A 22912-nucleotide genomic window follows, 5' to 3' on the forward strand; every position below is an offset into this window, starting at 1 on the left:
ATATTGCTGGGCGTTTCACCTAAGTAGTAAACAATTTGAATAATAGGTTTTTGATACTTTTTGTGTAAAATAGCATGATACTCTTGCATACGAAGCACCATATTAGGTTCATCTCTTGCTTGAAATTCTAATTGTAGGATAAATTCTTTTTCGTCTTGGGTGGTGATAAGGACTAAAAAGTCGGCTTCTCGTTCTAAGGTAGTCTGTAATTTATCCTTTAATAAAGCATGTTTTTTGATACCAAATCCCAACTGCTTTTCTGAAAACTGCAAGACATACGATAAGATATTTTCCTTTAAAATTTTATCGTAAAGATTTTGTTCTTTTTGATTAGGTTTTTCGTCTTCCATAAAAGGCTTTATGAGCTAATTAGAGTGTGAAGATACGATTTTTTTGGATATTACCAAATTTTTCTATACCCTTTTGTATCCGCTATTTGAGATTTGCACTATTGACTACGCCTAACACTTGGGCTATTTTTTGGTTATTGGAACACTACGCACAGCAAGAGAAAATGCAAAAGAAGGAGCAATATAACATTTTTATTTTTCTCTTTAATAGTTAGACAATTTTTATCAAGTACAGGGCAGGGCTTTGTATTCTCAAATTTGACCCAAAACACAATTTGGCTCAAACCCTATTTTGCCTCTGATTTTTAGAACTTCAAACCATAGAGCCTTTTCGGTTGTTTTCCTTCTCTTTTTAAGATTTGAAGAATAGAAAATGCACATTTTAACATTTTTTGTATGAAAAAGCAGCAACATTTTAACATTTGAGCCGTTCAAAAGATAGCAAAGCTGCTTGAAGAAGCGTAACTTTCACCACCACTCACGAATCTTCTCTCCATTCCTATATACTCGTTATGAACAAAATCCTTTTAGCCGAAGACGACCATAATTTAGGGCAAATCCTCAAAGAGTTCTTGGTCATGAAGAACTACAACGTAACCCTCTGCCGCGACGGGCAGTCGGCTTTTGATACTTTTCGCGACAATCGCAATTTCGATATCTGCATTTTCGATGTCATGATGCCCGTTATGGACGGCTTCACCTTAGCCGCGAAGGTGCGCGAAATAGACCGCACCACCCCTATCATTTTCCTAACCGCCAAAGGCGCGAAAGAAGACCGCATACAAGGCTTGCAAATTGGGGCAGACGATTACCTACCCAAGCCCTTTTCGATGGAAGAGCTACTTTTACGCATACAAGCCGTTTTGCGCCGCACTACTTTCACAGACGCACCACCACTCAAACGTTATGAGTTGGGCAATCTTATCTTCGACTATGATGGGCAAATTTTGAGAAGCGCGAAAAAAGAATTTAAGCTCACCTCAAAAGAAAGCGAACTGCTGCGCCTGCTTTGCGAATTTAAGAACAAGACCTTAGAACGAACTTATGCCTTAGAGCAAATTTGGGGCGAAGACAACTACTTCAACGCGCGTAGCATGGACGTTTATATCACCAAATTGCGCAAGTACCTACACACCGACGAATCGGTACGCATCTTGAACGTGCATGGCACAGGTTTCAAGTTGGTAGAACTTTTAGACGTGCCTGAATAGTTTTGCAGGTAGGTTTAAAGTCCAAAAAAGGGAGAAGGCAGTACCTTGTCCCTTTTTTGATGCCTGATTTTTTAGCCCTTCAAATGGCAGTAATGTTAGGTTCTGTGAAAAGCCTTATTTTGTTAAAATTTTGTCAAATTAGATACGAAATAAAATTTGGACTGAAACCTATTTTTGGGTCTGAAAGTCCTTTTTGGTTTCCATCTCACGGCGGGCAAGGCAATGCCTTTTCCCTACGTTTGCATCTAATTTTTAGAATTTAACCTCACTGCTTCAAACGGCTGCTATTTGCAGGCTTCAACAAGAATTTTTCACGTGGCAGCCCTTACACTTACTTTTTAAAGGTACGCGAAATGGCAACTTTTTCATCATTGAAGCCTTCGAAACTCACCAAGACCGAATCGCCTTCTACGCCCTTTACAGTTGCTTCTTTAAATCTAACGCCGTCCCCAAAAAGGGCGTAAATTTTTTCATTTTCCTGAAAAGTTAGCGTATCGGAAAGCCTCAAAAGTTCGGCAAGGGGCTTTGTGCCTGTGTCGTTGTCCATGTAGCGCAAAGTAGCGACCTGCTGCGCGATTTCTTGAACTTGTGCCAAATACCAAGTATTTTCGCTGTATTGGGTTGCTACAAATTCACCTACGGCGATGGCTTGTGAAGTATTTTCTGTACTGCTTTCTGGACTACTTTCTGTACTTGTCGTATCCTGCTCCGTTTGGGTTTGCAACTCTGCCCCTTCGGTTGTTTTTTTGGCATTTCCGCAACCGCTTAGGGCGAATAAAAACACGAAAGAAAAAGCCCAAAATGAGATTTTGATTTTTGAGCGATTCCTACTATCTGAAAAATTAGAAACGAACATAAAACTACTTTTTTAATGAAAAAATCAAAAAAGGATTAGAAGAAAAACCCTAAGTCGCAAGCTATTAAAATAAGAGGAAAAAAACAAAAATTGGGGACAATTAGTCTGATAAAATGCCATTTTGGGGCAGCGTTTCGAAGATGCCAAAGGCAAAAGGGGTGAAAATGCCTACGCTCACACCTGCCTTTTTAAGTGCTTCGCCTGTCCAGTTGTTGCAGGTTTGAAAGAGATGGTAATTGCCTTTTGCCTGAAAGAAAAAATCTTTTTTTCCGTATCCTTTTCGAAACCAAACACCATTTTCAGGATTTGCCTCTTGTGCAAACGTATTGAGAATGTAGTGAATAAGGGCTTTTTTGCCTGCCTCCGAAATTTTTATCTTCCTACACTGCTGCCCCTGCTGCTCACTTTCGAGGGGCTTGCCTCTCAAAAATTCAACGTGCATCAGCGTTGGCGTAGGCAAAAGGGCGGCTTCTACACAGGTAGGAAAAGAAGGGAAATTGCCATTAAAACTTTCCATATAAAAACCTGTATCGCCCCAGCCGATACTTAGGTATTGGCTTTCTGCAAAATGTTGGGGCAAATCTTGATGGGCAGCCAAAAAAAAGAGTGCGTCAGGATTTTTGGCTAAGGTGTCTTCAAAGTAAGATTTGGGCAATATCAAATCGGTATGAAAACCATTGGAATAGACATACAAGTCCGAAGCAAGGGGGGCAGCCGCTGGCGAAGTGCGCCATAGGATACCTATTCCCACCAAAAGGGCATATAAGACCCAAGTTAGGTTTAGGGTCAAGATGCTGTATTTGAAGATTTTGAGCCACATAAAAAATGTTTTTAAACGTAAGTTTTTTGTCTAATTTTAGAGATGCCCCAAAGCGGTGTTTTCCATAAAAAAACAGATAGGCGGGGCATGAAAAATGGCGTTTTTTTTGAATTTTGTCTGAAAAAGCCTAAATTTGAGGAAAATAAAAACAACCTCATTCGACAGACGCTTCTCAAAAGGAAATTCCTTTTGCGCTTTTGTCGCTTTTGAAAACCAATTCCATGAACACATACTTCGAACAAAATAAAGGTCGCTTTTTAGAAGAATTGATGGATTTGCTTCGTATTCCTTCTATTAGTGCTGATAGCAAGTACAAAAAAGACGTGCTACGAACCGCAGAATTTATCAAGGAAAAGCTCGAAAAAGCAGGCGCAGACAAGGTAGAACTCTGCCAAACGGCGGGTTTCCCTATTGTCTATGGCGAAAAAATCATCAATAAAAACCTCCCTACTGTTTTGGTCTATGGGCATTACGACGTACAACCCCCTGACCCTTACGAACTTTGGGATTCGCCACCCTTCGAGCCTGTCATCAAAGATGAAAAAATCTACGCGCGTGGGGCTTGCGACGACAAGGGGCAGATGTATATGCACCTAAAAGCCTTTGAGATAATGATGCAGACCAATTCGCTGCCTTGTAATGTCAAATTTATGATTGAGGGCGAGGAGGAAGTAGGTTCTTCGAATCTGGAAATCTTTGTAGAAAAAAACAAAGCGCGTTTGGCTTCTGATGTTATTCTGATTTCGGATACAGGTATGATTGCCAACGACATTCCCTCGATAACGGTAGGCTTACGCGGTCTTAGCTATCTGGAAGTGGAAGTTACGGGGCCCAATCGCGACTTACATTCGGGCTTGTATGGGGGCGCAGTACCCAATCCTATCAATGTCCTTTGTGAAATGATTGCTTCTCTGCACGATTCTGATAGACGCATTACCGTTGAAGGTTTCTATGACGAAGTAGCAGAACTTTCCAAAAAAGAGCGCGAGGAAATGGCAAAAGCTCCTTTTTCTTTGGAAGAGTACAAAAAATCTATTGGACTAAAAGATGTAATCGGCGAAAAAGGCTACACCACGCTCGAAAGGGTATCTATCCGTCCTACGCTCGATGTCAATGGCATCTGGGGCGGCTATATCGGTGAGGGTGCAAAAACGGTCATTCCCTCGAAGGCATACGCCAAAATCTCGATGCGCCTTGTGCCTAATCAGGTTTCGGCAAAAATTACGGAACTTTTCAAAAAGCACTTCCTCAAAATTGCTCCACCTTCGGTAACGGTAGAAGTGCGTCCGCATCATGGCGGCGAACCTGTCGTTACGCCCATCGACTCTATCGCATATCAGGCAGCAAGTGCAGCCTACGAAACTACTTTCGGCAAAAAGCCCATTCCACAGCGTGGCGGTGGCAGTATTCCGATTGTAGAAATGTTTAAGTCTAAGCTCAAAATAGATTCTGTCTTGATGGGTTTTGGCTTAGATTCTGATGCCATTCACTCGCCCAACGAACACTACGGCGTTTTCAACTACTTCAAAGGCATCGAAACCATTCCGCATTTCTACCAAAATTATGCGAAGATGATGGCGCAAAAGTAGGCTTCACATTCGCCCTATTCGGACAAGGCAGTGCCTTGTCCGAATTTTTTGAAGCAAAAATGTACCATGAGGAAGTTTTAAAGCAATGTTTTATTTTTTAGTAGTAGAAAATGGATTTTCGTTTTATGAGAATAAAAATAATTTTTGTACTTTTGCTTTTATCCAATTTACTAAAAGCAAATAACGATACACTTTTCATTAAGTTAGATAATGATACTGTTTCTCACAAAGTAGATACCATTTTCATCTCTTCTATTCCTAATTTTGTTGTTTTTGAAAGTGTTGAAAATACAACTCTTAAAGTTGTGTTGGCTTGTTATCAGCGACCTGTTGAGCTTATTTCCTCTGAACACAACCGCCTCGTGTTTCCCACAAGAAACGTGCGCTGGGAAACAGACAGATTCGTTGTAGGAATAAACCACACACAAGACACTTTATTGAGAGTACTATATGTATATACCGATTCTATTTTTAATTTAATGTTAAAAAATAAAACCATTCAAGTAGAAAAAGAACAGAAGCGTGTAGCTGACTCTATTAAACATCTCAACACTGTGCAAGAAAAAATAAACAACTACGAGAATAATTTTCAAAAAATTAAACAATTAAATCACTCTTTTAGCAAAAAAGAACTAAAAAAAATAGAAAAACTTTATAGAAAAAGTATTCCATCAAGTAGTATTAAGGTAAATGATAGCTTATATTACGATGAAACAGAAGTTACAAATATAGCTTGGTTAAACTATCTCTATCACCTTTACAAAGATTCTGCCGAATCAATATACACACAAGCCAAACCAGACACAACTGTTTGGTATGATAACAACAAAACGTATCGCACTGCCTACATAGACCACTACCTACGGTATCCTGGTTTTAGGTATTTCCCCGTAGTGGGTATGAGTTATGAGCAAGCCTATGAATATTGCATTTGGAGAACAAACATGGAAAACTACAAATTAAGATTAAAATATAGTAAATTTGAATATGAAATCATAATACATTATCGCTTACCAACTCCAGAAGAATTTGTGGCGGTTGCCCAAAATGAAATAGCAGACAAAAGCATCAGGTCAGTTTATCAACATTTGAGTTCCCAAAGACCTCAACACCAAATGACTGACGCTGTCAAAGCAGCACCTCTTAATCGTAAAGGTTTATACGGCATTTATGGTAATGTTGCTGAAATGACAAGCCACAAAGGAGTTGCCAAAGGTGGAAGTTTTCACCACAAAATAACGGAATGTTTATATGAAAATACACAGACCTATCAATCTCCTCAATGTTGGTTAGGATTTCGCTGTGTGGCGGAAATAATTATTTTGAAAAAAGCACGCTCAAAATAAAGGAGCAACATTTTATTACAACAACCCTTCGCCCTATTCGGACAAGGCAGTGCCTTGTCCCTACACTTTGTAACCTAAAAAACCTCATCAAACTTAGAAAGCAGATGAGGTTTTTTGTTGGAATGACTTTGATAAAATTGCGCGTAGGACGCTATTTTTTACCATTTAAAATGTTTTGGTAGCGCGTTGGGTCATTTAGCACCTCTACGGCAGCCTTTATCTCGACATCGTCGTCGAAGGTAGCCTCAATTTCGCCCTTGTGTAGCAAATAGCGTTTTGCGATTTCGGCTTCCAAAATCTCCATAATCTCGGTTTTGTGTTCCTTCAAGTCCATGCTCTTATCTTTGGCAATGGTCTTTTTAAGGTCTTCGATGTGGGCTTTGAGTAGTTCATAACTTGCCTCCTCTTGGGCTACCTCTTCCAAATTGGCTAAGGTTGCTTCGGTTTTGGTCTGATAGCTATATTCTTTGTCGGAAAGCCATTTTACAAAAGCCTCATATTCAGCATCTTGGAGTTGGAAATTGCGTGCGTCGGCTACTTTTTCAGGATTTTGATAGTAGTAGATAGTGGCATAGTCGAAGAGAAGGTAGTTGCGGACAAGGCTCTGTGCAATCAGACTATACTCTGGGGCAGGGAGTTCGAGGTCGGGTGCAACGCCACCGCCATCATAAAAGGTGCGTCCGCCTTTGGTTTTGAAAGGGACGCGCAAAGAGTCGGGAACTTTAGCCACACTGCCGTCAGGGTTTCGGTGCGAATAATCCATAGCTTGGATACATCTGCCGCTGGGAATGTAGTATTTCGCTACCGTTACTTTGAGTTTGGAATTGTAGGAAAGAGAGCGCGTTGCCTGTACCAATCCTTTTCCAAAAGTATTCTGCCCAACCAAAACGCCTCTATCATAGTCTTGGACTACCCCCGCGACAATTTCAGAAGCAGAGGCACTGCCGCGGCTGGTGAGTATGGCAAGGGGAATTTCCTCGTCAAAGGCTTTATTTTGTGCCGTATAGGTCTTGTTCCATTCTTTGATTTTGCCCTTTGTGCTTACAATTTCGCTACCCTTCGGAACAAATAGATTTGAGATTTCTACGGCTTCATGTAGAAGCCCACCGGGATTGCCTCTCAAATCTAAAATCATCTTTTTCGCGCCCTGCTCTTTTAACTCTTTCATGGCTTTTTCTACATCTTTGCTCGCATCACGCGTAAATTCACTAAGGCGGATAATGCCAATATCTTCGGTAACCATGCCGTAATAAGGGACGCTCGTCGTTTGGATTTTTTCGCGCGTAACGCTGATTTCCAAAGGCTTCGGCTCGCCATAACGCAAAATTTTGAGCTTGACCACTGTTCCCGATTGTCCGCGAAGCAAGTCGCCTGTTTCCTCTTTTCCGCGCACATCTACGCCGTCAATTTCTATGATTTCATCGCCAATTTTAAGCCCTGCCTTATCCGCAGCAAAACCTTCCATCGGCATCATGACGCGCATCTTGCCGTTTCGCGTTTGGATAGAAGCCCCAATGCCGCTGTACTGCCCTGTGGTCATGATGCGATAATTCTCGATGTTGTCTTCGGGAATGTAGTTGGTGTAGGGGTCTAAACGTTCCAGCATCGCATTGATGCCATGCTCGATAAGGTCAGTGGGTTTGATGTCATCTACATAGTAGGTATTGATTTCTTTAAATAGAGAAGCAAAGATGTCTAAGTTTTTTGCAATCTCAAAATATTTTTCGCCAGGGCTAAAAGCCATTCCCACGCCAATAAGGACTCCACCCATCAGACCTATGCCTGCGGTGCGCCATCTTTTGCTCGTTTTCTTGGATTGGACAGGGGCAAGTAAGGAGTCTGTCTGCCTATTTTGAAGTTCGGCTTGAAGGTTGTTTTTAGAAATAGAACGGAGGAAGTCTGTTAATTTTTTCATACTCATTCGGTAGGCTAAAAAAGAAAATAAAGTAAGTAGGCAGACGGTTGTAGGTGGGAAAGTAGGGCTACCTATTTTTGAGATAGCCCTGCTTATTATTTTACCAAATATAGGTTCGGAAGAGGGTATTCAAAGATACGAAAAAAAAGCAAGAATGTTCGTTGTCTATCTTTTTCTTTTGCCCCTACGCCGCTAAAAAAAATAAAATGCGTGTGGGTTTGGAAAAATTCACAGATGAGGCAGATGCAAACTTAAATCGTCCCAACCTTTGGTGTAGTGGAGGTGCGTGTCCTCAATGGTTTGCTTGTGATATAGGAAAGAAGGACTCCCAGATTGGGAAAGATAAAGCACGACTGAACCTATCAGTTTTGCTCCACGTTGGCTTTCTTTTTCGCAGTAGGCTACAAGCGCATTGTGCTTAGAAGCAGCTTCAGGGTCTGAATTAGGGGTTTTGGTATCGAAGATAGCTATTTTACCAGACTTCAATTTGACGATAAAATCTACATAAAAAAGCGAAAGTTCGCCTCTCAAATTGGTGTAGGCAATCGCCAAATGTTCTTTGCCTTTGTCGCCGTTTTTATACCACCATTCTATATAGTTTTCACCTTGTTCTAAAAATCTAACAAATTCTTTTTCGGGGTTAGAAGCCTTTTGTAGAGAGAAATATGGCTCTAAAATATGCAAATTGCTTTTCTCCTCTACATACAAATCGTTATAGATTCTGTATTTAGGGACTTCCCACGTTTGCGTTTCTATCTTTCGGCTTCGTTTCGAGGCTTCTTCTTGCTGCTGTTTTTCGTATAAAGAAAAGGACTTCGCAATAAGGTCTGCAAATTGCTCCTGATTGTGTAGCACTATTTTCATAGCCATTTTATCGTCCATGCCCAAATATCTCGAAAAAAGTTCGAAAAGGGCAAGTTCCAAGATAGGAGTTGAGTCTATGGGCGCGTAAGAACCAATGTTTTTCCTACAAAAATTATAGAAAAGCCGCCTTAACTCATCAAAGGAACGCGCAAAACGCACTTTCGAGGCTACCACTTCATTTTGCTCTTCGCCCGTCAGGTATACATTTTCGGGAACGGCGATGTCTATTTTTTGGTGGTCTATCTCAATGATTCTTTTTCGCAATACATCTCTATTTATATCAAAAATACTTTTTTGCTCTAAGGAAGTGATGCTCATGCCCCAATATTGCTCGGCTATCGCAAAAAGGCTTCTTTTATAGGTGGCACGTAAGCGATTCCTGATAATTTTACTACTATCTAAATGGGTTTTCAAGTCAAGGGGCTGATAGCTCTCCTTTCGAACGGCTTTGTCAAACGTAATGAAACCCATGTCGTCTTTGACAATTTGGATTATATCCCTGCTTAGATTTGTATAGACATAGCCTTGATTGAGCAAAGAATCAGGGTAGTGTTTCTGTTCGGGCATACGCAAAATCCGCCCTACGGTTTGAATGGTAAAACTTGTACTTTTGATGTCTCTAAAAATAAGTAAGACGGCGGCACGTGGGCAGTCCCAACCCATAGCGATGGCTTGTTTGAAAAGTAAGACATCTACCAAACTATTTTTTCGCCGTATCTTTTGGTCGTCTTTGCCGTCATTGTCGCTAAGATTTTCCTTTTGATTGGATAGCCAAATTGCCAAACGCCCATTTTGCACACTGATTTTGTGCTGCGCACCTAAGTAATCAATCACCAGACTGATGTAATTTCTCTCGTCGGTAGTAAGTTCTTCTTTTGTGTCATTAGGTAATTGAATAAGCAACAAAGGATTAATATCAATGCCTAACTTTTTGTAAGCACTCGCAATTTCCTGACGCTTATCTAAGGCTGCATCAATAAGATAATGGTCAAGACTTTTTTTCCCTTGTGGCTGCGCCTCTGCATAGTTGCCAAGCATGGGGTTTAATACAATGCCCGTCTTTATCATCTCCTCCTCGATGACTTCCTGACGCGATACCTGCACTGTTGCCCCCCTGCTTTGTGGGGTTGCCGAAACACGCACTTCTACCTTAGCATTGATGTTTTGTAGAACCGCCTCCGCTTTTTTAGCTGTGCGGGGATTAGAAAAAAGATGCTCCTCATCAATGACCACGACAATTTCATGGTCATAACTTCGCGTATTATTGAGGATATGATATAAACTGCGGTCGTTTTCGTCACTGCGCACATAAACGTTTGTTTCTTTGTTGATGCTTTCCCAGTTTAAAAATAATACTTGGTTAGGATATAATTTTTTATCGCTAATATCTTCAAAAAAGATAGGCTGAAGCGTGCGTTTTTCGCCAAAAAATGATTTAAGTGCCAAATGGCTTTGCTGATACAATTTATTAGGCGAAATCCAGATAAAACTTACTTTTTTAGTGCGAAAACTCAACTGATTAGGCAATTCCTCACAAAAGCGGCGTAAAAATTCTGCCATCATCAAGGTTTTGCCCGAACCCGTAGGCGACTCGAATATCAAATTCTGACGGTACTTAGGCTGTCCCCACAACTTAAAACTTTTTTCACAAAGTTCAGAAATAGCCGCTTCTTGATAGTTTTTAAATTGTATCATAGTTTTTATGTTTTACAGATTTTGACGTAAGTTTTCGATTTGTTCTTCTGAAAGTTGCGTACTTTCCAAAATAGTAGCGTTATCTAAGCCCAAGCCTATCATTTTGCGGGCTACTTCCAAAAGGGTTTCGTAGGTTATCTCAAATTCCTTGCTTTTTTCGAGGCTAATGCCCAAGCGTTGATTTTCTAAGGAGCGCAAATAGGCTTGTTTGTCGCTTTCCGAAAGATTTTCATAACGCAATTTTTCTTTTGCCTTTTCCAAACCTTTTGCCCTAAATTCGTTTTTGACTTCGCTATTTTTCAAGAAAAAAATCCATTCGTCCAAACTATTGCGGGCTACGTCATCAAAATTATTCACTTTTAGAATATAGTATTTGGGAAATAAATCGCCTACTTGCTCAATTCCAAAGGCTTTTTTTTGCGAAAATGTAGGCAACAAAAGGTCTTTTCGGTGCAAACCCACAAAATTGCCCTCAAATTCGTAAATATAATCTTCGCCTTGCCCTAAGCCAAAATAGACAATATTGATAGAGAAAATCTTTTTGATGCTGCCGTAAGCCTCGCCTTCTTTGATGTACTCGGTTACTAATTTGGATACGCCAAACAACATGCGTTGAAAATAATCTATTTCCGAATCTTGTTGCACCTCGACCAACATCAATTCCCCTTTTTGGCTACGTACCAAAATATCTACCCGATTGTATTTGTCGTACAAATCGCCTTTGTTGCTTTCGCTTTCCAAAATACTCTCGATGCGGACATCAAAACGCAACAATTCGGACAAAAAACCCTCTAAAACGTCAAAGTTGGCTTTATGACGAAGGATTTTTTTCATTGCCCAATCAAATCGTATCAGTTTATTTTCCATTGGCTTTTTGTTTTTTTAAATGACAATCATTTGTGAGGACACAAGCAACGGCGATTTTAAAACAAACCATCTTTTGTTTCCCCCGCTTGCTCCATTTTCTTTTTAGGCAACACATTTTGATAGGCGCGATAAATGGCATCAGGCAAGGCGCACAATTCTATCAAATCTGCGACCTCTTCAAAATCAGAATCATAGGCATACGAACCCTGACTAAAAACATAAACTTTCACCAAAAGACCCAAATCTGTATGCAGTTGCTCGATGATAGGAATGGCATCAGGAATAAAGTCGTCGGAATAGATTATCAGAAAACAAGCCGCTTGCTCTGCAAAAATACGCATCGAATCGCCTGCCGCATAGTCTTGCGTAATTTCAACATAACAATTTTCCTTGATGCAAAGCAGGTGAGTAGCCTCCATAGTCAAGCGTTTTTTATTCTCAACGGTCTCTTCCCTACCCACAAAATCACAGACATAATAACGCAAATTGTTCTCTTTCAGACCCGCTACTGCCGCACCTTTGGGTGTAGTATAGCCTTCTATTACTTTTTTGTTGCGGATATAGGTTACTTCTTCGCAAATATTATTTTCGTTGTTCGTAACCAAAATGCACTGACGATTGCCCCCATCTTCCGCATTGAGTTGCATCACAGCATGCATAGTCGTTCCCGAACCCGCGAAAAAATCAAGAATTTTGGAATTGGGTTTGGAGGAAATTTTCAAAATTCTGTCAAGCAATCCTAATGGTTTTGGGTTTGTAAATACTTTATTTCCAAATATTTGTTCTAATTGTTGTGTTCCGTTAGTTGTTGTGTCAATGTCATACCAAATACTTATGGGCGTTGTACCTTTTTTTTCGGCAAAATCTAAAAATCTTTTTAATTGAGGCTTACTATCGCCTTTTTTTCCAAAAATAATTCGTTTATCTTCTAATAATTTTAAATACTCTTCTTCTGTTGTTCGCCAACATCTTCCTTTTGGTGGCAAAAACTCTTTTCCATTGAAAGGATTTTTTATAACATAAGTTAAATTAGGTCTTATGTTCGGAGCATCAAAAGGGTCTGCAACCCAAGCACCTCTTGAATCATTATCAGGATTTTCAAATTTTTCTTTGGATATTGGTAATCTTACATCATTTTTATCTAATAATGATATATTTTTTGCATAAAAAAGAGTGTAATTATGATTTAAAGAAATAAAAGTATCATTTGAAACAGATTTTCTTGATTGCCAAATTATATCACTTACAAAATTATTTTCCCCAAAAATTTCATCACACAGGAGTTTGAGTTGTGCTTGTTCGTTGTCATCTATGGAGATAAAAATAACGCCTTTTTCGTTTAGCAGTTCTTTGGCAATTTTAAGCCTTTTTTGCATAAAAGAAAGCCAAGCGGAGTGCCTGAAAGTGTCTTCTTTGTCAATAAATTTGTCGTTGTATCTAAAATCCTTATTTCCAGTGTTGTAAGGCGGGTCTATATAAATTACGTCGATGGCGTTTTGGTGCGTAAAACTAAGGGCAGTAAGGGCGTGCAGGTTGTCGCCTTCTATCAAGATATGGTTTGGGATTTGTTTTGTAGGGTCGAAAAGTTGTGTATTGGGCAAATTTTTACTCAAAATTTCCCTTTCTTTCATTTCCCTAAAAATGGGCAGTTCGTTTTGTAGGCGTATTTCTACATCTTCGGGCTTTTCTTCCCAGACAAGTCCGTAGGTTTTGCTTTCTATAAGTGCCAATAGATAGGCTTTTTCCTCGTTTGAAAGGTTTTCTAAGGTATTTAATTTTGCTTTGAGAGCGATTTTATCCATTTGTGCGTGCAATAAGCGTTGTAGTAGGGTAGAATATAGCTTTATGAAGTGCTGAAATCTTGTATGCAGTGTAGGGACAAGGCAATGCCTTGTCCGAAGAATAAATAGGGTTGAGTCCAAATTTTATTTCGCACCACCTTTAAAAAAACAAGGCTTTTTACAGCACTCAATAAGCAGGTGCAGGGGAGTGGTTTAGGCAAATTACTACCTACCCCTTGCTCATTCTTTTGGCAAAATAGGAAAAATTTTAGCACAAAAACAATAAAATTTGCCCCTACGCCGCTAAAAAAAATAAAATGCGTGTGGGTTTGGAAAAAAAGTTGCGAAAACGCGGAAAAGCCACTATCTTAGGACTTTGATTCCGTCGCTTTTTCCATCTTGACCTATTTTTCTTATGTCGGTTGTTCATACTGTTGTCAGTGGTGATAGCCTTTGGCGCATTGCCACACGCTATAATATTTCGGTAGAGCGTTTGAAACAGCTCAACGGCTTGGCTACCAATAGCCTTTCTTTGGGGCAAAAACTTATCGTATCCGAACCAAAAGCCAACACCGCTACCCAAAGTGCCGCCGCACCCGTAGGGCGCACCCACACCGTTGCGGCAGGCGATAGCCTTTGGCGTATCGCGACACAGTATAGCATTTCAGTAACCGACATTCGCACTTGGAACAAACTCACCACAGACGCATTAAGTCTTGGACAGCGGCTAATTGTGAGTGCGCCACAAAGCGGCGCGGGCGCAGTTTCGAGCAGCAGTTCCCAAAATACAACTTCTCAAAACACAAAGACGACACAAGAGCCGCGCTTTCATGTCGTTCAGATGGGTGATAGCATGTGGCGCATTGCCAATCAATACCAAATTTCGGTAGCCGAAATACGGGCTTGGAACAACCTAACCTCTGACGTTTTGAGCTTAGGACAAAGACTTGCCGTTTCGCCTGCCCAAACAAGCCCCAGCAACACAAATCAAAATACGACAAGTCAGAATAATAATTCAAATAGTAGTTCAAGTGCCAATACAAGTCAGCAGACTTCGCAGGCAATTTCCGTTCCCACACACGTAGTAGGCGTAGGCGATAGCCTTTGGCGCGTTGCGAGCCGCTACAATATCAGCGTGCAGGACATTCGCCGCTTCAATGATTTGCAAAGCGATTTATTGAGTATCGGGCAGGTAATTTATTTGGCAGAGCCACAAAAAAGCAGCAGCAGCCCTTCTCAAAATCAGACCACACAAAGCGCAGGGCAAGATTTCTACTACACCGTACAGGCAGGCGATAGCCTTTGGAAAATCGCCCAACATTTCAACGTTTCAGTAGAAAGTATCAGAACCTTAAACCGCTTAGACTCCAACGCCCTTAGTTTAGGGCAGCGGCTTTTGTTGCGAAAAGAATCGTCGAGCAATCCAGCCCCTACTACCAGCAGTGCCAGCAGCAGCTCTACTTCACAAATTAAAGCCTCCGTTTCGGCTTTGCCCAATGCCGATTTTGCCTTCGAAACGCCTTCCGCCGAGCGTTTGGCACAAATCAAGCGCAACCTCGCCCAAACCGTACAGATGCAGGAGCTAAATTGTGTCGCTATTTTTGGGAACGGCTTATCCGCTTCCGTAGGCAGAGGGGCAGCCAATCACGCAGACGACGTAGAAAAGGTACAACGCGCCTTAGTAGAGCGCAAACTCTTGCAGACGATTGGCGGTGTTTCACAATTACAACCTACCATTGCCGCCATAGAATCGTTCCAATCGCGCAACAACCTCGAATGGTGGGCTTCCAAACCTGCCCTTATCGGGGGCAAGGGCGGCTTTACGCGCGGACTTGTCGCACAAGATGATGCCACTTACACGCTTTTGCGCAATCATACCACTTTCCGCATCACCTACCAAGACCATCAGAACCGTCCCCAAAATATCCAATTCACCAACTTTTTGCGCAGCAATTTCAGCGTCTATGCAGGAGGCGTTTCCTTTTCAGGCACTGCCGTACACGAGATTCCAAAATCTTTTTTCGAAAGTGCAGGGCTTTCGCCTACCCTTTCCGAAGCCTTAGCCTTTGTTTCTAAAAATGAAGGCAACTATGACGCTATCAATAGCTATGATAAGGCAGCCTTTTCATTTGGCTTTATCCAATTTGCAGGGCGCACAGGTGGCGGCACGCTCCCCCAATTTTTAGCCCTTGCCAAGCACCAAAACCCCGAAGCCTTCGAAGAAGCCTTTGGCAAGTTTGGAATTGATGTAGAATTTGCTTTCCGCAACAATAAATACGAACCTGCCCAAGTGGTAGTAGTCCGCCCCGATAATTCGCAAATCCTACGTGGCACAGATGCCGAAATGTATTTGCGTACTGATAAAATCTTACATGCCATTTTTGTAAGAGCAGGACACCAAATAGAAGTAGCCAAATTGCAAGTGTTGGCTGCCGTACAGGAATATGTCAATCCTGCCCTTCGCTCACGCATCAGCTTAGATGTCAATGGTATCAGTGTGGATAAAGAACCCACTACCGACTACATTCGCTCTGCCTTAGGCATCACCGTTTTGATAGACATGGCTATCAATCAAGGACTTACAGGAGCGTTGCGCCTCTTCAAACCTGCCATAGAAGGGGCAGCGCGTCAGCTCAATATCCGCAGCAAAGAAGCCCTACAAAACATAGATGAGCGCGTTGTTATCCAACAAATGATTGCCAATGCCACCGATTCAAGGGTCAGAACGCGCCCACAAAAAGCCTTAGATGCAGGCATCAGCAGCCGAAAATAGGCGATAAAGCATAGAAATCATACCTCTGCGCCGTTGTTTATATCGCTAAAAACGACCGAAAACCATTCGTTTTTGCCTACGCCGTTGTTTGTATCACTACAAACGACCAAAGCACCGTTGTTTGTATCACTACAAACGACCAAAAACACGCTTCTATGAAAATCTTGACCGCCGCCCAAACGCGCCTTGCCGACCGCTACACGATTGAACACGAACCTATCGCCTCGATAGATTTGATGGAACGCGCTTCCCAAAAAATAACCGATTGGCTCTTGTTTCATATCTTTTCCGAAGACTACGAAAAAAGGGTACTTGTTTTCTGTGGCACAGGCAATAATGGCGGCGACGGCTTGGCAGTAGCGCGACAGCTTTGGGCATCAGGTGTGCGTAATATTCACCTCTTTGTATTGCCACTTTCGGAACAGGTGTCAGAAGATTTTGAAAAAAACCTGCAAATATTACCTAAATCAATCGCGCCCATTTTTTTGTTACAAAAAGCCGACTTTGAGCGCGAAATAGGGAAAATTCTAAGCCAAAATAGGGCAGAGGAATTGCTTTTGCTTGATGCCATTTTTGGTTCAGGTCTGAATAGAGAAGTAACAGGTTTGGCAGCAGAAATCATTTTGTATCTGAATAGTCTTGCAATAGGAACACGTATCGCCATTGATTTGCCTTCGGGTTTGATGGCGGAAAACAATCCTTTTCCCGACGCACCTATTTTGCAGGCAGACCATACCCTTACCTTCGAAACGCCTAAATTAGCCTTCCTTTTTGATGCGAACACAGCCCATACAGGCGAGTGGGAAGTGCTTTCTATTGGTCTGCACCCCGATTTTATGGCTTCGGTAGAAAGCCCTTATCAACTTCTCACGCAGGCTTGGGCAAAAAAGCATTTCCGAAAAAGGCAGCGCGTTTCACACAAAGGCAGTTATGGGCATGCCCTGCTTTTGGCAGGCTCAAAGGGCAAAATGGGTGCAGCACAACTTGCGGCAAAGGCAGCCTTGCGCTCTGGCTTGGGCTTGCTCTCTATCCTTGCACCTGCCTGTGGCGAAATCATTTTGCAGAGTAGCTTGCCCGAAGCTATGTGCCTATCGGCAGCATCTTATCGAGGCTTTGAAGCAAAAGCGAGCAACCGCTTGGGCAACGATTTGGATATAGATGTGGAAAAAAATGCACCTAATCAGTTTTTTCTTACAGACGCAAGTTTTGACGAAAATTTATATAAGGCTTTTGCAATAGGCTGCGGCTTGGGAACGGCTGCCCCTACGCTTTCTTTTTTCAAAACTTGCCTGCAAAAGTGGAACAAGCTCTCTCAATCTAAAAAGGTCGCCCTTGTGGTAGATGCAGACGCGCTCAACCTTTTGGCACAGAATCCCGAACTTTGGGACTTGCTCCCGCCCAAAACCATTCTCACGCCACACCCGAAAGAGTGGGAAAGGCTTTTTGGTATAGAAAAAAATCCTTATCAGCGATTGGAAAAAAGCCGAAAATGGGCAAAGGAAAAAAACGTGATTTTGGTCTTGAAGGGTGCGAAAACGGCGGTTGTCTGTCCCGAAGGCGAAGTTTATTTCAATCATTTTGGAAATGCAGGCATGGCAGTAGGCGGCATAGGCGATACCTTAGTGGGCATCATTTTGGGCTTGCTTGCACAAGGCTACTCACCCGAAATTGCAGCCGCTTTGGGCGTACAGGCACACGCGCGAGCAGGCGATTTTGCCGCTTCCGCACGCTCTCAAACGGCAATGCTCCCCAGCGATTTGATAGAAAACCTTTCAAAGGTATGGATAAGTTTAGAAAATTAGCCTTTTTTAAGATTAAGAATCAATTTGTAGAAATCGCCATTTTTTCAAGTTGCGCCTCAAAACGAAGGGTAAGACCACTTTTCGTAACGATTTAACAATATTTGGCAAAAAAAAATGGGCAGAGATGCCCAAATGAGTAACTAATTTCGTATTTTTGCCGTTGAATAGGATACAAACAAGAAGCAAAAGGGCTTTTCAAACAAACACCTCAATATCCTTTGTCGCCCTATCGGAAACGATACAACAAGACCCAAGCACAGACAAAGGCAAGCACCGAGATACGACTCCTAAGCGTAACATTGAAGAAAGGAATTGCAGAGCGATAAGAAGCCAAAGTGCTACATTTGCAGTAATTTCAGCAAGCAAAGAAGATAGGTATAAAATTTGTCAAACGCTATCTTTATAGGCAGGTATTATCTGCCCCTAACGAAATCCAACGCTATTTCAAATAGTCATTTTTAAAGTTCGAGCGGTTTTCTTCCTGCTCAAATCAAGACATTTTCATTTTTAGTTATTTGTTCTCTATCAATAGGGTTAAGTTGTAAGTTGGAAAGAGTCTGATATTTTATCGGACTTTTTTCTTTTTTACGCCCTACACTTTTAAGCACTTCGAAATAAAACAAAGACTTTGTAAATAGGCTTTAAAGCCCCTGCATAGCAAAAAAGTTAAATTTTATAAAAATCTTATTTTATCAAATTAGAAACGAAATAATATTTGGGCTGCCCCCCTTTTTTTATTTCAATCGCCCTGCGGACAAGGCAATGCCTTGTCCCTACATTTGAACCCAACTTTTAGAACTTAACACCACTACACAGCCTCCATCTATGCCACAAAAAAAAGAACAACCTAAAAATAGGCTGCCCTTTTTGATTTTCAAGTAGAAACGTATGTCCTACTCCCCTTTTTGCTTTCCCGTTTGCAGAGGATTGCAAACGTAAAGACTAATGCACGTGCAGTTTCAATTTCACCGTTTTGGTGTTGCCCTTTGTATCAAAAGCCGTTAGGTACAAGACCAAATCAGCGTGTTCGTTTGGCATAGTCATAGGCGTAACATTTGACAGGTCGAAGGTAGTAACGCCATTGAGTTTGTACTCTTTTTCATAGAAAGGTTCATCAAGTTCGGCTTCTACGCGCCCATGGTTATGTTCGCCCTCTTCTTCTATCTTGATTTTTATTTCTTCTAAACCGTCGGCATCTTCAATCATACCTGCCAGACGCAAAATTTCGCCTTCTGCTAAATCAATCTCATCTTCGCCTGCTTCGGGAGTTGGTGCGGTGAGCTTGACCTGCGGTTGGCTATTGCTCGTAATTTCAAATTCTACTTCGGCAAAATCGCCCTCATTTCCTGCCGCATCAATGATTTGAACGATAAAATGGTAGTTGCCTGTGGCAGCGTCGGCAGGGATACTAATTTGCTCTTGTAGGTTCATTTGCGTTCCCGAAAGTCTGATGACGCGGCTAAGGTCGAAGGCGGTTGTTTCTACTCTGCCATGCGAGTGTCCGTCGAAATTGCTGTGAATGTCGATTTTGGCTTCACCTAAGTTGAGGTTGTCTTTCAAGATAGCTTTCGCTAACAAGTTTGCACCTGCCCCTACGGTTATGTCATGGTCTTTATCGTTGAGCATCAAATTTTCAATCGTGGGAGCTTGTGTGTCGTTCGGGGTTTCGTCTTCTTTATCGCAAGCGGTAGTAAAACCTGCTAATAGTATGGCTAATGCGCCTAAAAAACGCTTAGAAGTGGGGTTTAATGACATCATTTTCATATTCGGATTCGTGTCTTTTAAAGGAAAATAGTAAGAAATCGCGTCTGTTTCATTTCTGCAACAGCCTTTCATTTGCAAACATAGTGAAAACGCAACAAAGTTGCAAATATAAAAACTGAAAAAGGCTTTTTTTTCGAAAAAAAAATCAGACCCAACGGTCGAGTTTGTGTCAGGGAAAGAATCAGGCACGAGTTTGGACAAATCTGAACAAATCTGGACAAAAAAATAGCGCAACTTTTTGGGTTGCGCTACAAATACCTAAATACTTGAATTTGAGATTTTTAGACCAAGACCGTTATTTGAGCCTTATTTTCCTACTTTCTTTTCCAGCTAAAAAATGGAATGAGAAAACCCAAAGCAAGGGCAACCGAGTAGTACAAGGTATCGATGGGTATGAATCTATCTTTCAAAAAGCCCCAGACGTGTGAAAAGTCGAAGATTTGGAAAATCTCTACATAGCTCATCTTGAAAGAAACTGCCAAAGGCTCTACTGCACTTAGTACATTGCCCAAAAAGCAGCCTATCAAGACCAGCAAGACCGACATTGCGCCCAACTTCCAATTATAGTTTCTGCCGCTTATGCGAACCACTGCCCCTACCAAAAGTCCGATTGGTAGTGCCATGTAAGCGTTTCTGTGTTCATCTACCCACATGGTAGCCTTTCCCCAAAGGTAAGCCGTTAGAAAAATGGTAAGCGTGCCAAATAAAAGCGCGAGCCAATAGTTGGTTTTTGTAAATTCTGGCGTGTGTGTTGGCGTAGTTGTGGTATCTGCCATGTCTGCACTATCGGCATTTGAGGGCGTTTCTTGTGCAGTGTCTTCAAAAGTAGGGGCGATATTTTCAGTTAGGGAAGTCATACCGATAGGATTTTGAATATGAGGGGGGGTATAATTGTTGGTGTGTTCTGTCTGGACTTGTTGGGGCTGGTCGTCTGTATGTTCTTCTTTGGTTGTAGTTTCTTCAAAGTCGCGCGTTAGGTCGAAGGCTTCTTTAATGGCTTCTTCTTCGGCTTTGATGTCCTCTTGGGTATAAAAAGCCTCTAATTCGGTGGCTGCAAAGTCAGTTTGCGCCTCTGCGTTCAAGTGGGCAAGGGCATCTTGCTCTATTTCTTGAAGGCTTGGCGGCAAAGCGTTTTGGGGGTCGAGGGAGTGAGAAAAATCGTTCATGACTTTGCAGAGGGGGGAATTATTATCCAAGATAGGAGGAGATAGAGATTTGTTGGCTGGATTTTGTGTTTGTTTGTCTCTCTCAAATTGCATATCTTGTACCAAATTCGGCTCTTTTTCGGATTCGGGGCTTTTCTTTTCTACCAAAGGCATTTCTGTATCGGTCAAAGGGCGTTTTTTATCGTCCGAAGCGTTTTGCCACTGTTTTGCTTGTGTGGATTCAGAAAGGGGCTGCTGTTTGTCCTCTATGGGGTCGTTCATGGGAGACTTTGGTAGCGAAAGAGATGGGCATATTTGAGATTTTATGCTTTTTTACGAGCCTTCTCTCTTTTTATAGATTTGCTTTCGGCGAATCAGAATCTCTTTTCGGTTAAGGGTAGCCTTAGACCGATAAAGGCTTTGCCACTATTCAGACCCACAGGCTATTTTACGGGTTATTTATAGCGTGCTAAAATACTGCCGCCCTATATCCTTCTGAACTAACAACCCTACAAAGATAAGGGTTTTTCTCCATATTCACAATTTATCAGAAAACTAACATGAGTAAGAAAAAATGGCTTTGGGCAATCTCTATCGGCGCGGTCTTAGCCAACGTCGTGGTCTATAATCAGGCGTACCGTTTTACGCATTTCAAAGAAAAGGAAGATTCAGATGCACCCTCGCGCCGCAAGATAGAATCGTTGGATAAACTTGAAAAGCTCAAAACTGCTCTTTTGGGTATTACCCTATTTAAGAGTCGTCACCCCGATTTAGACCAAAAAGAAGCCAAATCTTACTTCATACCCACACGAGCGGGCAAATACCGTTTAGCAGCGTGGCATTTTGCTGCCCAAAAAGAAAACGCACCTTTATTTTTGCTCTTTCATGGCTACGGCGGCAACAAAAGCCGCCTGCTGCCCGAAGCACGCGCTTTGCAGCAGATGGGCTATCAGGTGCTGGCAGTGGATTTTGTAGGGCATGGCAATTCCGAAGGCACACAAGTAACCTTAGGATATGAGGAGGCAAAAGATGTAGAAGCCGTTTTTGAGTGGAGCAATCAAATATTCAATCCCTCGCGGCTTTATTTTTATGGGGCTTCGATGGGGGCGGCGGCGGTCTTGCATGCCATAGCGCGGCAGGAAAAGGGAGTCAAGGGAATGCCCTCTTTTGAAAAATTGGCGGGTATTGTCTTGGAATGTCCTTTTGCCACCATGCGCCATACGGTTCATAATCGCTTTGCCCTTATGGGCTTGCCTGCGTGGTTGCTTCCCGAATGGCTGATGTTGTGGGGTAGCATACAGAATGGCTTTTGGGCATTTTCACATTCCCCTGCCGAATATGCCAAATCGGTGCAAGTGCCGCTGTTGCTGCTTTGGGGCGAGCAAGACGAGCGTGTCAAGCGTTCCGAAATAGAGCTTATTTTCGGAAATATTCCTACCACTACTCCCAAAAGGCTCAAAACCTTCCCCCATTGCGGACACGAATCTTACTGTGAAAAAGAATTTGAGGCATGGAAAGAGGAGATGGAGCGTTTTTTGGAAAACTAACGCCAAGCACTTTTAATCAATCCCACTTAAAGCATCTGCGTTTTCAAATTTGACACAAAGTAGAATTTGGATTGAAGCCTATTTTCGGCTCTGAAAATCCTTTCTTATTTCAATCTCACTTCGGACAAGGCAATGTCTTGTCCCTACATTTGCGCCGTTCAGTCATTATTGAGGATACCAAAAACGGCATAGAAAAAGTATAGAAAATTTGGTAATATCCAAAAAAATCGTATCTTCACACTCTAATTAGCGCATAAAATCTTTTATGGAAGACGGAAAACCTAATCAAAAAGAACAAAATCTTTACGATAAAATTTTAAAGGAAAATATCTTATCGTATGTCTTACAATTTTCAGAAAAGCAGTTGGGATTTGGTATCAAAAAACATGCTTTATTAAAGGATAAATTACAGACTACCTTAGAACGAGAAGCCGACTTTTTAGTCCTTATCACCACCCAAGACGAAAAAGAATTTATCCTACAATTAGAATTTCAAGCAAGAGATGAACCTAATATGGTGCTTCGCATGCAAGAATATCATGCTATTTTACACAAAAAGTATCAAAAACCTATTATTCAAATTGTTT

15 protein-coding genes and 2 pseudogenes are annotated in these 22912 nt (G+C 41.7%); 8 read left to right on the plus strand and 9 right to left on the minus strand.

The genetic code is table 11. From position 1 onward, the window contains the following. Positions 1-350 (minus strand): annotated as a pseudogene (locus G500_RS0107575) (hypothetical protein); the annotation flags it as partial. A 512-nt stretch (positions 351-862) separates the two neighbouring features. On the opposite strand from G500_RS0107575, the gene G500_RS0107585 reads away from it, so the two are divergent. After that, positions 863-1561 carry a response regulator transcription factor gene (locus G500_RS0107585; RefSeq protein WP_027002134.1) on the plus strand — a complete coding sequence of 233 codons (699 nt, stop codon included), beginning with the start codon at positions 863-865 and terminating at the stop codon, positions 1559-1561. A gap of 331 nt (positions 1562-1892) precedes the next feature. On the opposite strand, the gene G500_RS0107595 is transcribed toward G500_RS0107585, so the two are convergent. Together G500_RS0107595 and G500_RS24930 are read right to left on the minus strand one after the other, a co-directional pair. Then, a complete protein-coding gene (locus G500_RS0107595; protein WP_027002136.1) occupies positions 1893-2417 on the minus strand; it encodes a tudor domain-containing protein in 525 nt (174 codons plus the stop codon). Between the two features lie 100 nt (positions 2418-2517). Continuing rightward, positions 2518-3237: a DUF2459 domain-containing protein gene (locus G500_RS24930; RefSeq protein WP_027002137.1), complete on the minus strand. Its 720-nt coding sequence runs from the start codon at positions 3235-3237 to the stop codon at positions 2518-2520. 221 nt (positions 3238-3458) lie between these two features. Between G500_RS24930 and G500_RS0107610 the strand changes: the two genes are divergently transcribed. After that, positions 3459-4826 carry a dipeptidase gene (locus G500_RS0107610; protein WP_027002138.1) on the plus strand — a complete coding sequence of 456 codons (1368 nt, stop codon included), beginning with the start codon at positions 3459-3461 and terminating at the stop codon, positions 4824-4826. 110 nt (positions 4827-4936) lie between these two features. Further along, a complete protein-coding gene (locus G500_RS0107615) occupies positions 4937-6172 on the plus strand; it encodes a formylglycine-generating enzyme family protein (protein WP_027002139.1) in 1236 nt (411 codons plus the stop codon). A gap of 151 nt (positions 6173-6323) precedes the next feature. Here G500_RS0107615 and G500_RS0107620 read toward each other — a convergent pair whose 3' ends face one another. From G500_RS0107620 to G500_RS0107640, 4 genes are all read right to left on the minus strand, one after another. Further along, positions 6324-7943 (minus strand): S41 family peptidase, encoded by a 1620-nt coding sequence (locus tag G500_RS0107620; RefSeq protein WP_051203371.1) that lies wholly within the window; start codon positions 7941-7943, stop codon positions 6324-6326. Positions 7944-8315: 372 nt separating this feature from the next. After that, positions 8316-10646 carry a DEAD/DEAH box helicase gene (locus tag G500_RS22790; protein ID WP_051203369.1) on the minus strand — a complete coding sequence of 777 codons (2331 nt, stop codon included), beginning with the start codon at positions 10644-10646 and terminating at the stop codon, positions 8316-8318. A 12-nt stretch (positions 10647-10658) separates the two neighbouring features. After that, positions 10659-11513 carry an Rpn family recombination-promoting nuclease/putative transposase gene (locus tag G500_RS0107630; RefSeq protein WP_027002141.1) on the minus strand — a complete coding sequence of 285 codons (855 nt, stop codon included), beginning with the start codon at positions 11511-11513 and terminating at the stop codon, positions 10659-10661. 56 nt (positions 11514-11569) lie between these two features. After that, complete coding sequence (locus G500_RS0107640; RefSeq protein WP_035756676.1) at positions 11570-13315, minus strand: site-specific DNA-methyltransferase; 1746 nt, start codon at positions 13313-13315, stop codon at positions 11570-11572. A 394-nt stretch (positions 13316-13709) separates the two neighbouring features. Between G500_RS0107640 and G500_RS24935 the strand changes: the two genes are divergently transcribed. After that, on the plus strand, positions 13710-16067 hold the full coding sequence (locus G500_RS24935) for a LysM peptidoglycan-binding domain-containing protein (RefSeq protein WP_027002143.1): 2358 nt from the start codon (positions 13710-13712) through the stop codon (positions 16065-16067). 155 nt (positions 16068-16222) lie between these two features. Continuing rightward, positions 16223-17869, plus strand: a complete 1647-nt coding sequence (locus G500_RS0107655) for a bifunctional ADP-dependent NAD(P)H-hydrate dehydratase/NAD(P)H-hydrate epimerase (RefSeq protein WP_027002144.1) — start codon at positions 16223-16225, stop codon at positions 17867-17869. A gap of 942 nt (positions 17870-18811) precedes the next feature. Here the strand turns inward: G500_RS0107655 and G500_RS24940 are convergent. Continuing rightward, the gene (locus tag G500_RS24940; protein ID WP_161626101.1) at positions 18812-19627 is read right to left on the minus strand and encodes a DUF4625 domain-containing protein; all 816 of its coding nucleotides are present in this window, start codon (positions 19625-19627) and stop codon (positions 18812-18814) included. A gap of 320 nt (positions 19628-19947) precedes the next feature. Then, on the minus strand, positions 19948-21060 hold the full coding sequence (locus G500_RS0107665; protein ID WP_027002145.1) for a hypothetical protein: 1113 nt from the start codon (positions 21058-21060) through the stop codon (positions 19948-19950). A 278-nt stretch (positions 21061-21338) separates the two neighbouring features. Here G500_RS0107665 and G500_RS0107670 point away from each other — a divergent pair, with 278 nt between their 5' ends. The 3 genes and pseudogenes from G500_RS0107670 to G500_RS0107675 all read left to right on the plus strand — a co-directional run. After that, positions 21339-22325 carry an alpha/beta fold hydrolase gene (locus G500_RS0107670; protein WP_027002146.1) on the plus strand — a complete coding sequence of 329 codons (987 nt, stop codon included), beginning with the start codon at positions 21339-21341 and terminating at the stop codon, positions 22323-22325. Between the two features lie 71 nt (positions 22326-22396). Then, positions 22397-22528 carry a hypothetical protein gene (locus tag G500_RS26440; RefSeq protein ID WP_281169318.1) on the plus strand — a complete coding sequence of 44 codons (132 nt, stop codon included), beginning with the start codon at positions 22397-22399 and terminating at the stop codon, positions 22526-22528. A gap of 62 nt (positions 22529-22590) precedes the next feature. Then, positions 22591-22912: pseudogene (locus G500_RS0107675) on the plus strand (hypothetical protein); the annotation flags it as partial.

The sequence above is a fragment of the Hugenholtzia roseola DSM 9546 genome, from assembly GCF_000422585.1.
In the GTDB taxonomy this organism is placed as follows: domain Bacteria; phylum Bacteroidota; class Bacteroidia; order Cytophagales; family Bernardetiaceae; genus Hugenholtzia; species Hugenholtzia roseola.

Coding starts and splice junctions, on each gene's coding strand:
- G500_RS0107585 (WP_027002134.1), top strand. CDS start 863: ATGAACAAAATCCTTTTAGCCGAAGACGACCATAATTTAGGGCAAATC.
- G500_RS0107595 (WP_027002136.1), bottom strand. CDS start 2,417: ATGTTCGTTTCTAATTTTTCAGATAGTAGGAATCGCTCAAAAATCAAA.
- G500_RS24930 (WP_027002137.1), bottom strand. CDS start 3,237: ATGTGGCTCAAAATCTTCAAATACAGCATCTTGACCCTAAACCTAACT.
- G500_RS0107610 (WP_027002138.1), top strand. CDS start 3,459: ATGAACACATACTTCGAACAAAATAAAGGTCGCTTTTTAGAAGAATTG.
- G500_RS0107615 (WP_027002139.1), top strand. CDS start 4,937: ATGGATTTTCGTTTTATGAGAATAAAAATAATTTTTGTACTTTTGCTT.
- G500_RS0107620 (WP_051203371.1), bottom strand. CDS start 7,943: ATGGGTGGAGTCCTTATTGGCGTGGGAATGGCTTTTAGCCCTGGCGAA.
- G500_RS22790 (WP_051203369.1), bottom strand. CDS start 10,646: ATGATACAATTTAAAAACTATCAAGAAGCGGCTATTTCTGAACTTTGT.
- G500_RS0107630 (WP_027002141.1), bottom strand. CDS start 11,513: ATGGAAAATAAACTGATACGATTTGATTGGGCAATGAAAAAAATCCTT.
- G500_RS0107640 (WP_035756676.1), bottom strand. CDS start 13,315: ATGGATAAAATCGCTCTCAAAGCAAAATTAAATACCTTAGAAAACCTT.
- G500_RS24935 (WP_027002143.1), top strand. CDS start 13,710: ATGTCGGTTGTTCATACTGTTGTCAGTGGTGATAGCCTTTGGCGCATT.
- G500_RS0107655 (WP_027002144.1), top strand. CDS start 16,223: ATGAAAATCTTGACCGCCGCCCAAACGCGCCTTGCCGACCGCTACACG.
- G500_RS24940 (WP_161626101.1), bottom strand. CDS start 19,627: ATGATGTCATTAAACCCCACTTCTAAGCGTTTTTTAGGCGCATTAGCC.
- G500_RS0107665 (WP_027002145.1), bottom strand. CDS start 21,060: ATGAACGACCCCATAGAGGACAAACAGCAGCCCCTTTCTGAATCCACA.
- G500_RS0107670 (WP_027002146.1), top strand. CDS start 21,339: ATGAGTAAGAAAAAATGGCTTTGGGCAATCTCTATCGGCGCGGTCTTA.